General features: G+C 43.8%; 12 protein-coding genes. 7 read left to right on the forward strand and 5 right to left on the reverse strand.

The window, feature by feature from the left end:
* Positions 1-98 precede the first annotated feature (98 nt).
* Positions 99-884 (forward strand): DUF4442 domain-containing protein, encoded by a 786-nt coding sequence (locus QJS82_RS10825; RefSeq protein WP_281490483.1) that lies wholly within the window; start codon positions 99-101, stop codon positions 882-884.
* A gap of 74 nt (positions 885-958) precedes the next feature.
* Complete coding sequence (locus QJS82_RS10830) at positions 959-1,462, forward strand: RidA family protein (protein ID WP_281490484.1); 504 nt, start codon at positions 959-961, stop codon at positions 1,460-1,462.
* Between the two features lie 106 nt (positions 1,463-1,568).
* On the opposite strand, the gene gspE is transcribed toward QJS82_RS10830, so the two are convergent.
* Positions 1,569-3,110, reverse strand: a complete 1,542-nt coding sequence (gene gspE / locus QJS82_RS10835) for a type II secretion system ATPase GspE (protein ID WP_281490485.1) — start codon at positions 3,108-3,110, stop codon at positions 1,569-1,571.
* Between the two features lie 461 nt (positions 3,111-3,571).
* Here gspE and QJS82_RS10840 point away from each other — a divergent pair, with 461 nt between their 5' ends.
* Complete coding sequence (locus QJS82_RS10840; protein WP_281490486.1) at positions 3,572-4,411, forward strand: thiazole synthase; 840 nt, start codon at positions 3,572-3,574, stop codon at positions 4,409-4,411.
* 263 nt (positions 4,412-4,674) lie between these two features.
* Positions 4,675-6,114 (forward strand): WS/DGAT/MGAT family O-acyltransferase, encoded by a 1,440-nt coding sequence (locus tag QJS82_RS10845; RefSeq protein WP_281490487.1) that lies wholly within the window; start codon positions 4,675-4,677, stop codon positions 6,112-6,114.
* Positions 6,115-6,191: 77 nt separating this feature from the next.
* Here QJS82_RS10845 and QJS82_RS10850 read toward each other — a convergent pair whose 3' ends face one another.
* Both QJS82_RS10850 and dxs read right to left on the reverse strand, forming a co-directional pair.
* On the reverse strand, positions 6,192-7,019 hold the full coding sequence (locus tag QJS82_RS10850) for an inositol monophosphatase family protein (RefSeq protein ID WP_201562429.1): 828 nt from the start codon (positions 7,017-7,019) through the stop codon (positions 6,192-6,194).
* 285 nt (positions 7,020-7,304) lie between these two features.
* Positions 7,305-9,353, reverse strand: coding sequence for a 1-deoxy-D-xylulose-5-phosphate synthase (gene dxs / locus QJS82_RS10855; RefSeq protein ID WP_281490488.1), 2,049 nt, complete (start codon positions 9,351-9,353; stop codon positions 7,305-7,307).
* Positions 9,354-10,030: 677 nt separating this feature from the next.
* Between dxs and ribA the strand changes: the two genes are divergently transcribed.
* The 3 genes from ribA (at position 10,031) to QJS82_RS10870 (ending at position 12,523) form a co-directional block, all read left to right on the forward strand.
* Positions 10,031-10,714, forward strand: coding sequence for a GTP cyclohydrolase II (gene ribA / locus QJS82_RS10860; RefSeq protein ID WP_281490489.1), 684 nt, complete (start codon positions 10,031-10,033; stop codon positions 10,712-10,714).
* Between the two features lie 75 nt (positions 10,715-10,789).
* Complete coding sequence (hemF, locus tag QJS82_RS10865; RefSeq protein WP_201619119.1) at positions 10,790-11,758, forward strand: oxygen-dependent coproporphyrinogen oxidase; 969 nt, start codon at positions 10,790-10,792, stop codon at positions 11,756-11,758.
* 294 nt (positions 11,759-12,052) lie between these two features.
* Positions 12,053-12,523 (forward strand): c-type cytochrome, encoded by a 471-nt coding sequence (locus QJS82_RS10870; protein WP_281490490.1) that lies wholly within the window; start codon positions 12,053-12,055, stop codon positions 12,521-12,523.
* Positions 12,524-12,654: 131 nt separating this feature from the next.
* Here QJS82_RS10870 and gloA read toward each other — a convergent pair whose 3' ends face one another.
* Both gloA and QJS82_RS10880 read right to left on the reverse strand, forming a co-directional pair.
* Positions 12,655-13,239 (reverse strand): lactoylglutathione lyase, encoded by a 585-nt coding sequence (gene gloA, locus QJS82_RS10875; RefSeq protein ID WP_281490491.1) that lies wholly within the window; start codon positions 13,237-13,239, stop codon positions 12,655-12,657.
* Positions 13,240-13,353: 114 nt separating this feature from the next.
* On the reverse strand, positions 13,354-13,992 hold the full coding sequence (locus QJS82_RS10880) for a carbonic anhydrase (RefSeq protein ID WP_201619048.1): 639 nt from the start codon (positions 13,990-13,992) through the stop codon (positions 13,354-13,356).
* Positions 13,993-14,456 lie beyond the last annotated feature (464 nt).

Genomic DNA, 14,456 nt, shown 5'->3' on the forward strand with positions numbered 1-14,456 from the left:
TATTTTCTAACCATCCGTTAATTAACCCAGTTGGCTAGCCTAATAAACCAGCTTGGTTAATTAATATGATTCAACCACTCCAAATTGAGGAATGTTGTATGTCAGGATTATTAAAAAAACTCCCTACCAAGCTGACCAATAAACGAGCAGCCAAAGTAGCTGACAACACAAGATTGCCAGTCGAAAAACCAAATAGCACCTTAAAACCTATCAGCAACCAATTTACCAAACTGCTATCAGTCACCAAATATTTACCGGCGGGTGCGCGCGCCAGCATTTTATCGAAAGCCTTTGGTAAAGTGGTACCGTACGTGGGCACAACGGGTATCTATTATGAGACCGTCGACCCCAATCAAGTGGTGGTCAGCTTAAATAATACCAAAGCGGTGCAAAATCATATTGGCTCAGTCCATGCCGTTGCCATCACCTTGCTTGCTGAAACCGCAACAGGGTTTATTTTGGGTTTAAACCTACCGTCTGACCGCGTATTATTGATTAAATCTTATTCGGTGAATTTTTATCGCCCGATTAAAAAAGGTCAGATTGCTGCCGTGGCGTCATTATCAGACGAGCAGCGCTTGGATATCTTAAATACGCCAAAGGGTGAAATGGTAATTCCTTGCGTGATTCATGACCGTGAGTCGGATAGCGACCGTGACCCTATCGTCGTTGAGATGACGTGGGCTTGGATACCCAAATCTGAGCTAGAAGCGCGCCGTCAAGGTAAAGCCGCTAAAGCGCTAGAAAATAAGCAAATTGACAATAAAAAAACTGAAGATGAGCCGTCTGAAGACCAACCATCTGAAGACAAGCAACCTAAAACAGAGCAACCTGAAAGTGAAGAAAGCAGCAAGCACTCGACGCCAGAACTCGAGAGCAATTAATTTAAATTTGTTAAACAAGCAAATAGCTACCAAAAAATGGATTTAAGAAATACCACAATAATAAGGAGACAAGCATGTCTATATATATTGATAAACTGACTACTCAATTATCTAAAGCGGTGCTGGTTAGCGCCTGTTCATTAGGCTTGGGCTTGGGCTTTGCCGTTACTGCCAATGCAGCGCCAACGACTACTAATAATGCAACCGTCACCAAATCTAGCCCAGTCTTTCTCGGTGATGGTGGCAATTATCCATTTTCAGAAGCGGTACGTGTTGGCGATACGCTCTATATGTCAGGACAGATTGGTTTTAAAGACGGCAAATTGGTCAAAGGCGGCGTAAAAGCGGAAGCCAAACAAGCGCTCGATAATATCCATGAAACCTTATTAAAGTACGGCTATCAAAAATCAGACATCGTCAAATGTATGGCGATGCTGACCGATATGGATGATTTTGATGACTTTAATAAAGTCTATAAAGCAGAGTTGGCTAAGCCATACCCTGTACGCTCAGCCTTTGGCGTTTCAGAGCTGGCAGCGGGCGCAAGCGTTGAAGTTGAGTGTATCGCCGCGAAATAGCAGCGCTATTACAAATAAACCAAACTGACTTTTTGATTACCCGGTTATTGAGCCAATTGTCCTGACTTTTGACTCAATAACCGTTTTTCTTTATAAAATCGTTTTTTTATACAATAATAGCATCATCAGTCAGGGCGCTTTCTTTGGTTACCCGCAGCACTTCTTCTAACGTCGTCCGACCTTCTATGACTTTGCGTAGTCCATCAGCTCGTATCGATGGCGTCTGCTGACGGGCGTATTCTTCTAGCTCGTACTCAGCGGTGTTGCTATGAATCATCCGGCGCAAGGTATCGTCAATCGGTACCACTTCATATATCGCCGTCCGCCCTTTAAAGCCTGAATTATTACATTTATCACAGCCCACTGGCTTGGGTAAATTGATGACCTCAGCTGCCAAGCTTTTAGAGTCTAATGGCATGCCAATTTCAGTAAATAATTTGGCCTGTTCATTATCGGCAGCCTGCCAGCTATGACAATGTGTGCATAACGTCCGTACCAAACGCTGAGCGACGACACCAATCAGCGATGACGATAATAAAAATGGCTCTACGCCCATGTCCTGCAAACGTGTGACCGCACCGATGGCGGTATTGGTATGCAGTGTCGATAATACCAAATGCCCTGTCAAAGACGCTTGCACGGCGATTTCGGCGGTTTCTAAATCACGAATCTCACCTACCATCACCACATCTGGATCTTGCCGCAACATGGCGCGCAAACTTTTAGCAAAGGTCATATCAACTTTATTATTCACCTGCGTCTGACCAATACCATCGAGCTGAAATTCAATCGGATCTTCAGCAGTCAAAATATTACGGGTTTGGTCATTTAAATCGGTTAATGCCGAATAGAGCGTAGTGGTTTTACCTGAACCGGTCGGTCCAGTCACCAAAATAATGCCATGCGGACGATGGATTAAGCGCTTAAGCTCACTATAGTCATTATCAGACAGTCCGAGATAAGTCATATTGAGACGACCGGCTTGCTTATCTAATAAACGCATGACCACGCGCTCACCAAAGCTCGATGGCAAGGTCGATACCCGTACATCGACCTCACGGCCTGCCAGTCTTAAACTGATGCGACCGTCTTGCGGCACACGCTTTTCGGCGATATCTAGCTTAGCCATGACCTTGATACGCGAGACCAGTAACGGCGCCAATTGGCGTTTTGGCGTGATAATTTCTTTTAGCTCTCCATCGACACGAAAGCGTACCACTAAGCGCTTCTCAAAAGTTTCAATATGAATATCTGAGGCATTTAAACGTATCGCTTCAGACAACAGCGCATTAATCAGACGAATAATTGGCGCATCGTCTTGCTGATCCATCAAATCTTCCGTTTCAGGAACACTATCGGCCAGGCTATCGAGGTCAGGATGGTCTTCAAGCCCAGCGGCAATATGCTGCGACTCGCCCGTATTACCGGCATAGGCGGCATTCATGCGTTTTTCGAAGTCATCGGCGCTGATACTTTCGTAATTTGGCACACCGCGCACGCCTTGCTGCTGTAAAAAACGCACCGCCTCATTAATGGCGGACAGTGGCGTGGTTTTGGTCAACACCAAGGTCGGTGGCAACTCAGGATCAATAGCAAGAATGGCCAAAATTTGATGGCGTTTTGCAAAACTGTACGGCAGCTGCAGCATAAAGACGACCTAGTGAGTGGTTAATTTAAAAAAGAACTTAAAAAACAGCTTATAAAATAACTTTGAAAATGGCTTTGAAAACAGCCTTGAAAACACAATCTAATACATGCTAAAAAATACTACTGACTTGACTGTTTAAAGCCGCCTACCTAAATCGTTAAACTGGGTAAAGATTGTCAGTAAGCGCGCATGAGTTTGTTATAATAACATTTTGTTTTATACAAGTAGCAAGGCTTTCATGTGATTTATCGCTTTGTCGCTTAAGCATCAGTATGATGAGGCTCAAGACAGCACAAGCCTCTATTTATCCTATGATGACTAGCTATATTTAATTATTGTTTGTTTAATTATTCTGTGTTAATCATTGCTAGTATTGATGCCAGTTTTTGCTCATTACTTTTTGTCACCTTGTTCACTACGTCATTAGTCACCTTTGTTCGCCCGCTATTAGGATTATCCTTATGTCACAAGCCGCAAACTCTCCTGCCAACGCTCAGTCATTTTCACAAGATACCTTGTCAAAAGATACTTTTACTGTCGGCAGTCGTACATTTTCTTCTCGATTGTTGGTCGGTACCGGTAAATATAAAGACATGGCTGAAACGGGTGCGGCTATTGGTGCCTCAGAAGCTGAGATTGTCACCGTTGCTATTCGCCGTACCAATATTGGTCAAAATAGCAATGAGCCAAATTTATTAGATGTCATTTCACCGGATAAATATACCATCTTGCCCAATACCGCAGGCTGTTTTGATGCCGAAACCGCGATTCGGACGTGTAAGCTTGCTCGCGAGCTATTAGGCGGGCATAATCTGGTTAAGCTAGAAGTTTTGGGCGATGAAAAGACCCTTTATCCAAATGTGATGGAAACTTTAAAAGCGGCAAAAGTGTTAATCGATGATGGCTTTGAGGTCATGGTTTATACCTCTGACGACCCTATTGTCGCTCAAGAATTAGAGAGCATGGGTTGCGTGGCGATTATGCCGCTTGGTAGCTTGATTGGCTCTGGCCTTGGCTTGCTCAATCGCCATACCCTAAGTCTCATTATCGAAAATGCCAATGTACCGGTATTGGTTGATGCTGGCGTCGGTACTGCTTCTGATGCCGCGATTGCCATGGAGCTTGGCTGTGATGGCGTGCTAATGAACTCAGCCATTGCCAATGCGCAAAATCCAGTGATGATGGCAAATGCTATGAAACATGCTATTTGGGCAGGACGTCAGGCATTTTTGGCGGGTCGTATGCCGATGCGCAAAATGGCTGCTGCTAGCTCGCCGCAGACCGGATACTTTTTTCAGTAGTTTTTTAGCTTAAGCTTTTAAACTTTAGCCTATAATTTTCTTGTTTTTATAAGCTTAAGCCGCTAAAAATATGGGTTATGGCATAATTAAATAATAAAAGTCCCGTGACCCATACTTTTTATATTAAGATATTTTTGTGACTACTTTTAGGTTTTTAATCGTTTTTGCTAAATGCTTTATCCTAGTTATGCTTTACCTTTGTTTAACTGAACACCTATTTATTTTATTGCCATTTTTCATTCATCGTCATAAAAGGATTTATTATGCGACTTCTCACAGCAGTCGACCAGTTGTTCTTACTTCTTGAGTCGCGTAAACAACCCATGCATGTTGGGGGTCTATTCCTATTCGAATTACCACAAAATGCGGATAACAGTTTTGTCTGTCAATTGGTTAAACAAATGCAACACTCTGAGGTGCCGCCAACCTTTCCTTTTAACCAAGTGCTCGAGCATTTAATATTCTGGAAAAAAGACAAGCACTTTGATGTTGAGCATCACTTGCATCATGTGGCACTACCAAAGCCCGCCCGTGTACGTGAGCTCTTGATGTACGTTTCAAGAGAGCATGGCCGTCTCTTAGACCGTGCGATGCCGCTATGGGAATGTCACGTCATTGAAGGTATTGAGCCAGAAAACGAAGGCGCTCCTGAGCGTTTTGCTTTATATTTTAAAATCCACCATTCGTTGGTTGATGGCATCGCAGCTATGCGACTGGTCAAAAAATCCTTATCTCAATCACCGACCGAACCGGTTACATTACCAATCTGGTCGTTAATGGCACGCCATCGCAACCAAGTTGATGCGATTTTGCCTAAAGAGCGTTCTGCTTTAGGCATCCTTAAAGAGCAAGTTTCTACCATTAAGCCAGTATTTACAGAATTGCTCGATAATTTAAAAAATTATGGCGACGACAGTTATGTCAGCACCTTTGCCGCGCCGATGAGTGTGCTTAATAAACGTATTTCAGCCTCACGGCGCATTGCTGCCCAGTCGTATGAGATACAGCGCTTTAATGATATAGCTGAGCGCTTAAACATCAGTAAAAATGATGTGGTGCTTGCTGTTTGTGCTGGTGCTATTCGTCGCTATTTACTATCGATAGACGCGCTACCGAGTAAGCCCTTGATTGCTTTTGTACCGATGTCATTACGTACCGATAATAGCGTTGCTGGCAATCAGTTGTCATTTGTACTGGCCAATTTAGGCACACATTTAGACGATCCACTCAGCAGAATCGAGCTAATTCATCGCAGTATGAACAATGGTAAACGCCGCTTCCGCCGTATGAATCAAGCGCAGGTTATCAATTACAGTGTCGTCTCTTATGCATGGGAAGGCATCAATTTGGCAACCGGTCTGTTTCCTAAAAAGCAAGCATTTAACCTGATTATCTCAAATGTACCCGGTTCGGAAAAACCGCTTTATTGGAATGGCGCGCGCCTGCAGTCTTTATACCCAGCCTCTATTGTGTTCAACGGTCAAGCGATGAACATCACCCTTGCCAGCTACTTGGACAAGATTGAGTTTGGGATTACCGCTTGTAGTAAAGCCTTGCCGCACGTGCAGGATATGCTGATATTAATAGAAGAAGAGTTACAGCTGTTGGAGCGCACCAGTAAAGAACTTGAGTTCCAAGGGATTACGGTTGAAGATAAAAGTAGCCATAAAGGTAATAACAAAACAAAAAAGCTGGCTCCATAACGGAACCAGCTTTTTAATATTAAGTTGTCTCAATAACTATACTTAGATGATGCTTAGAGTTGACGCTTAGGCGGTGCTTAAAACGCATCACCCCAAGTTGGGACAACCACTTGCATCAATGGTTTTAATAGTTTGATGTTACAAGCGAAAATAGAGCCTGAGGTCATCGAGTTGTGCGCGCCTGTATGGTCAACCACCACGCCACGTGCTTCGGTCACGATTAGCTCACCGGCAGCAATATCCCACGGCTTAATAGACATCTCAAAATAACCGTCAAAACGACCAGCAGCCACATAACACAAATCAAGCGCAGCTGAACCTAAACGGCGAACTTGACCACCTTCTTCAGAGATTTTCTGTAAGCTCTCAAAATGCTGCTTGGCATAAGAGATAACTTCACCATTGCGTTTACGCTCAAGCGGATGACCGGTAGTAAATAAACCACCATCAATCGTTTTACGCTCACTAACGTTGATACGGCGTTGGTTTAGACGCGCGCCTTTACCACGGCTGGCAGAAAACATCTCATCACGGACAGGATCATAGATGACGCCGTGTTGGGTAACGCCTTTATGTTGCACAGCGATAGATACACAAAACTGCGGCACACCATGGACAAAGTTTTTGGTGCCATCTAACGGATCAATAATCCAGCACCAATCAGCATCTTCGCCGCGACCTTCTTGCATACCAAACTCTTCACCCAAGAACGAATGATTTGGATAGCTGGCTTTTAGGGTCTCAATCGTCAGCTCTTCACTGAAACGATCAATACGGGTGACCAAACCATCAAGTCCTTTTGACTCGATATCTAGCTCGATTTTGTGGCGGTTTTGATGCGCATATAAAATCTCTTTACCGACTTTTTCAGCAGCACGCGCTGCGATGACGACCATGGGTTCCATAAATAACCTATTTGCTTGATGAATGAATACTACTTAAGAGATGTGACTTATAAAATGTACGAAAAATAAAATCTGCTTCAAAACTGACGCATAGTAATAATTAATAAAAACCCATAGCCGCCTAGCAAACCAAATATATGGTTGCCCGCAGTTGTACCGCCCAAGTTGTCAAATAATTCACACCTACGGCAAGTAGGCGAGGTTTAAGCGAGATCTAAGCAAGAAAGCAGACATGCTTTATTTTTCAATCCGCTATTTTAGCAATTTTTTATGAATGATAGTGTTTTATTTTAGCAATTGCTGGAGCTGGCTGACGACCCCTGCAACATCTAGACCACAATCAGCCATTTGTTCTGCTGGCGAACCATGGGCGATAAAGCGATCAGAGATACCGATATTACAGATAACTGGGTGGCTATTTTTGAAGGCTGGCGATTCGTTAAGTAAATACTCATTTACCGCACTGCCCGCGCCGCCCATAATCATATGCTCTTCTAGCGTCGCGATATGGGTGATGCCTTGCTCGATTAAGCTTTCAAGCAAATGGGTATCTAAAGGTTTTACCCAGCGCATATTCACCACATGTACCTGACAGTGTGATTTTATATTATCGTTAATTAGGCTTTCTGCCGCTTGCTGAGCCGTCGCAACCATCGTACCAAAGGTTAATAATGCCAATTTATTAGGGGCGTCATCTTGACCTAATACCGACTCTACCACTGCTTTGCCAATGGGATAAACTTGTACGGGCTGCTCTATAACAGCACCTGTACCAACACCACGCGGATAGCGCACTGCTGTACAGCCTTGATATTCATAGCAAGTATTAAGCAAGTGATAACATTCGTTTTCGTCTTTTGGCGCGGCAATCAGCATATTAGGCACGCAGCGTAAAAAAGCAAAATCGAATACCCCTGCATGGGTTGCGCCGTCTTCACCGACCAAACCGGCGCGATCAATGGCAAACATCACATCAAGATTTTGCAAAGCCACATCATGGATAAGTTGATCGTAGCCGCGCTGCAAAAAGGTTGAATAAATCGCGACGATAGGTTTGACGCCTTGGGTTGCCATCCCACCGGCTAAAGTCACCGCATGTTGCTCAGCAATCGCCACATCAAAAAAGCGCTTAGGAAATTGACGGGCAAACTCAATCATTCCCGAGCCTTCTTCCATCGCTGGGGTAATGGCAAGCAATTTCTCGTCAGTAGCAGCTTTGTCACATAAAAACTGGCCAAATACTTGCGAGTATTTTAAGAGCGGTGTGCTGGTTGTTAAACTGTCTTTTACTGCTTCCTTCTGGCTATCTTCAGCAGGTAATTTACTGATAGCGTGATAGCCGACTGGATCTAATTCGGCAGGCGCAAAACCTTTACCTTTAGTGGTATAAATATGGACTAAAACAGGGCCTTTTAACTGCTTGGCAAGCGATAGTACGCGCAGCAGCTCAGGAATATCATGCCCATCAAATGGACCAAAATAGGTAAAACCAATTGCTTTAAATAAATTGTCTTCTAATTGCGGGACATCACGCAGCTCTTTATGACGCTTACGGCGATCAAAGGCTTGCATATCAGGGCGCTTGCACAGTACTGGCTCGCCTGCATCAGAGATATCAACCTGATAACCTGATTCCCATAGCGTCGCTAAATGCCGCGAGAAGCCACCGATAGAGCAAGATATTGACATATCATTGTCATTTAAAATTACCAGCAAATCAGCATCTTGTTGTACGGCGTCATTCATCGCTTCAAAAGCCATGCCACCGGTCATCGCCCCATCACCAATAATACAGGCAACCGTTTGTTTAATGCCTTGGTAACGAAGCGCTAAGCTCATACCCAAAGCTGCTGAGATAGACGTCGATGAATGCCCAACCCCAAAAGTATCATAGACCGACTCGGCGCGTTCAGGAAAAGCGGTCAAACCGTCTTTTGAGCGAATGGTGCCAAGCTTATCACGGCGACCGGTCAATACTTTATGGGCATAGGCTTGATGACCTACATCCCAGACAATCTGATCTTGCGGCGCATCTAGCAAATAATGCAGCGCAATGGTCAACTCAATCACGCCTAAATTAGCACCAAAATGACCGCCACTTTGACCGGCTGAATAAAGCAAAAAAAGCCGTAGTTCATCCGCTAAGGTGATTAGCTGACTCTCGCTAAACGCTTTTAAATCAATCGGTGCGTCTACCGTATCAAGCAGCGGCGTAATTGGACGCTCACGTGGAATTGCTGCATACGTTTGCTGCAGATTTGATAGCGGTGCAGCAGAATCAATGGCTGACGCAGATAATGACTTAGACTGTGGGGAATGAGTTGACTGCTGCATAGAACGTACGATACCTACCAATCTGCTGACAAGATGCTACCTTAGACAGTGGCTATTACTAGCAACTGGTACTAGCAACTGTCTAAGTGGCGTTAATAATAGCTCGGCATCATAAAACACTTGATACCACAGGCTATATAATTATTAATACAGCTTTTAATATAGCTGTGAATAACGAAAAATACGCTATTTAATAGAACTCTTGCAAAAGTACCGTTTTATTGACCTCCGCTAACGGAGTATCAAGGGCTAGCAATGACTTATGCAAGAGATCTAATATAAGGCGTTACTTTTAATCTTATAATGCTAAAGATGGTTATCAATGCTGTTATAAATCATGGCAATGTTTAATGATGATGCTTAATGACAATGTTTACCATGCTCAATGATTTTGCATACATATCGGACCTTGGTGACGACATAGTAATGTAAGGGCAAAGACTTGTCACTGTATCCGTCAAAATAGTATGGCATAATAGCATTTATTTTTAATTGTCGCTTTAATCATCGTGCGCCGTCTGTGAACTTTGTGTGTTTTTCCAATAAATATCAGCCACCTGCTAATTAAATCAGCAGCGCCTAGGCAATACCTTAGCTATTATTATAAAGCTTTAACAGATACCACAAAGCTTAAATAGACCTCTAGCGCCACGATGATCGGCTTATGCAGGACATTAATGTCATATCAATTTATTACTACTGCCAAACTACCTACTCGTCACGGCGAGTTTGATATTCATATCTTTGAAAATGAAGACGGTCAAGAGCATGTCATGCTTACCGTGGGTTTACCTGTGGTCAATCAAGCTGATGTTGTAAATCAGGCTGATACGGCGCTAAACCAACAAGGCGCGGCGCCAGCAGAGCCCCTCATCCCGCTGATACGTATTCATTCGGAATGTCTCACGGGTGATGCCTTTAGCTCGCTAAAATGCGACTGCGGTCCACAGCTGAACACTGCCATGCACGCGATACAAGAGACTGGCTGCGGGGCGATATTATATCTGCGTCAAGAAGGTCGCGGGATTGGTCTGACCAATAAAATCCGCGCTTATGCCTTGCAAGATCAAGGTCATGATACCTTAGATGCCAATCTCATGTTAGGCTTACCGGCTGATGCGCGCGTTTATGATATGTGCGGACCGATGCTTGCCCATGTCGGTGTTGATAGCGTACGCTTGATTACCAATAACCCCGATAAAGTCGCTTACTTAACGCAGCATGGTATCGATGTCGTTGAACGAGTGCCATTATTGGTTGGGGTTAACGATATGAATGCTGAATATCTAGCAACCAAACGCGATCGTATGGGTCATCTACTAGATAAAGACTTTAATACTGCCTTACACCTTAATAAATAGTAAATAATTAGATATTTTATGAGTATGCCAAATATAGAGAGTAATACCAATCCTCTCACAACAGATTCTATGTCAATGTCAAATGCAACGACGACGCCGACCCATAACGACATCATGCGTGTGCGTGAGTTTCTGGTCGATTTGCAAGCCCGTATCTGTCAAGCATTAGAAGCGCAAGAGCGTGATGGCAGTAGCAATGATAAGCCAGCAACCTTTGTACCTGATGATTGGGAGCGTCCTGAAGGCGGCGGCGGTCGCTCGTGTGTTTTAGCAGATGGCGAGGTGATTGAGAAAGCGGGAGTGATGTTTAGTCATATTCATGTGCAGAACTTGCCCGCCTCGGCAACGGCGCGCCATCCTGATATCGCTGGTCGTAAAGCGCAAGCAATGGGTGTCTCACTGGTCGTGCATCCTAAAAACCCCAACGTCCCAACCAGCCATGCCAACGTGCGTTTATTCGTAGCAGAAAAAGAGGGCGAAGACCCCATTTGGTGGTTTGGCGGCGGCTTTGACTTGACGCCATTTTATCCAGTACTTGCTGACTGCGTGCATTGGCATCAGGTCTGTCATGACCTTTGCGCTCCCTTTGGCGATAGCGTCTATCCTGACTTTAAACAATGGTGTGATGAATATTTCCATCTGCGTCATCGTGATGAGCAGCGCGGTATCGGCGGCCTGTTTTATGATGACGTCAATCTTGAGAGTCGTGGCTGGGATTTTGAGACCTGCTTTAACTTTATGCAGGCGGTCGGCAATGGCTACCTTGAAGGTATATTGCCCATCTTTGAGCAGCGTAAAAACACTCCCTACACCGAAGCCCAACGCGAATTTCAACTATATCGCCGTGGACGCTATGTCGAATATAACCTCGTTTATGACCGCGGCACCCTGTTTGGGCTACAGAGTAATGGACGCATCGAATCTATCTTAGTCAGCATGCCACCGCTTGCTAGCTGGCATTATCGCTTTGAGCCTACTGAAGGGTCGCCTGAGTTTGAATTGACCGATTTTTATTTAAAACCTCGTGATTGGTTGACTTTGTAATCATCATTGGCATAATAAACCACAGACGGCATCAATGTTTACATCAGTAATAGGTTATTTTTAATCTATATAAGCTATAAAACAATAAGGGTCAGCGATAGATGCTGACCCTTGTTATTTAAGCAACAGCGATATGGATTAAAAACAAGCTATTAAGTACAGAGCAGATATCGTCGTCTTTAATACTTAAAACAACAACATAACATTTATTCTAATAGTCGCAATTTAATCAGGTGGCGAGCATGAAGATGCTACGGCGCCTTTTTATTAGCCACGTATAAAGGAGCAATACAGATGGCACAGGTTTCTAATAACAAATCATTTAAGTCTATCGTTGGCATCACCTTAATGGCAGCTGTTTTAGGTCTAACGGCTTGTAGCACGCCAGTTGACCCTGACGTTAAAGCGCGCCAAGACAGCATGAAAAGCTGGGGTGATGCAATGGGTATCATGGGTGATATGGCTGAAGCACCTGATACATTTGATGCCGAAGTATTTAAAGAACAAGCGGCATTTTTAGCGAAAGACTCAGCAAGTCCTTGGAGCCATTTTGAAAACCAAAAAGCGACTGGTAACGCTACTGAAGCGGTTTGGAGCGACGTTGATGGTTTCCGTACTAAAGCAGATAACTTTCAAAAAGCCACTACTGAATTAAATACCGTGGCACAAACAGCGACCAGTATGGAGCAGGTCCTACCAGCATTCGGTCAAGTGGGTGAAAGCTGTAAATCATGCCATACCGACTTTAAAGTGAAAAAAGACTAATGAGCCTTTGCTATCACCAATAAAAAAGCCGCTATTTTAACAATAGCGGCTTTTTTATTGGTGATTTCTCAAACCTACAAACTTGTTTAGATAATCCATCTTATTAATAGGTTTATCAAACCTTTAAAAAATTAGCCCATCAAATCTGCTTGCACGATTTCAATCCAGTAGCCGTCAATATCTTTAATAAAGACGATATTTTTCATACTGCCCTCATCTGGGCGTTTTTTAAACTCAACGTTATTTTCATCGAACCAAGCAACTGCTTCATCCAAATTGGGCACACTAAAGCAGATATGACCAAAACCTTGCGGTTCAGCATTGCCATCATGATAACTAAAATCCGCTTGGGTTTCGGTACCATAGTTATGAGTCAATTCTAAAATACCGCGTTGACGGAAGGCAAAAATCTCTAAATCAGCACCAGCTGGCAAGTTTTCACGCTCGCTTTCAGTCAGCTTGGCTAAAAAGTACAAATCAAAACCCATCGCTGGGAATTTTTTTACCGCCAATAAGGTCATTCCTAAGACGCCGGTATAAAACGCCAATGACTTAGCAGGATCTTTTACCCGCAGCATCGTATGATTAAACGTATAGCCTGTGGTTTGAGCTGAAATCGGTTGAACACCGTCAGTTTTTACGCTGCTTGCAGGTTGGGCTACGGATTTTTGATTATTAGTGGCTTGATTGCTATTTAAGCTTTCTGAATCAGTCATAATTTCCCCAATATTTCAGTATTTTTAATCGTTAATAGTGGATACGGTTTCGATGTTATCGCGTATCAGCCAGCCGTATCCTAACTATGATAGACATTTAATGCTAAATGTCTATTAAACATCTAAAAACCGTACCTTGCCTGTCTCTAAATTATACTCGGCACCCACAACAAGCAGCTGACCGCTATTGGTGAGGTCTTCTAGCGCGCGCGAACCATGTTTTAATTGGCTAACCGACATGCGTACATTGGCACGGATAGAGCGATCGACCAGCTCATCTGCATCGACATCTTGACCATTGGCAGTGGCAAGCTCATGCAAGTTATAGACGCTGGGACGGATACGATCAACGATTGATTGTAAGTTTGGTGAGTAGTTTTGCTCAGGATTAATCAGCGCCTCAACACATGCGGTTACCGCACCGCAATGCGAATGCCCAAGCACCACCACCAATTTGGTGCCAAATTTTTCGGCGGCAAACTCAACCGAACCAATTTGCGATGGCGCAACCACATTGCCCGCCACGCGTATGACAAACAAATCGCCCAAGCCCTGATCAAATACAATCTCAACCGGCACACGTGCGTCCGAGCAGCCCAAAATAATCGCTAACGGGTCTTGATCGCTGATTAGCTCGGGACGTTTTTGCATACAGGGGTCAGTACTGGTCAAGCTCTCCACATAACGTACATTTCCTTCTTTAAGCAGCGCTAATGCTTCTTGACCAGTTTTTGGGCGGTTACTGTTAGGCATAAGGGGTCCTTGTTTATCAAAATAGTTTAAATTATAAATTGCGCTAGCGTACTGCTTTTGACGTTGACTTATCTTCAAGCTCAGCCGTTTGCTATGGCAAATATCACTGTATTTAGCATACATAAAATGATTGTATAGGAAGCAAGCCAAAAAAATGGTAAAAATTCTTTATTTTAATATCACTCGTTACCTTGCCACTTTATTAACAACCATGAGATAACTTTGGCACATAGATACAGCCCCTATGCTAAACATGAACAAGCGCCACCAACCAACGGATAACGAACTTGCACTAATTTACCGCAAGGGTTTGTTATAATACGCAGCAAGCAGACCTCATATATAGCCGCAGCTTATCGCCATGCTAAATACCGTGCGATACCAAATGACTCAATAAGCCATTAGCTACCTTAAATAATTCGTTAGACCAAAAAGCCATTATGCTACTGACATTGCTGACAGTA

Source organism: Psychrobacter maritimus, from assembly GCF_029953575.1.
Classification (GTDB): Bacteria; Pseudomonadota; Gammaproteobacteria; order Pseudomonadales; family Moraxellaceae; genus Psychrobacter; species Psychrobacter maritimus.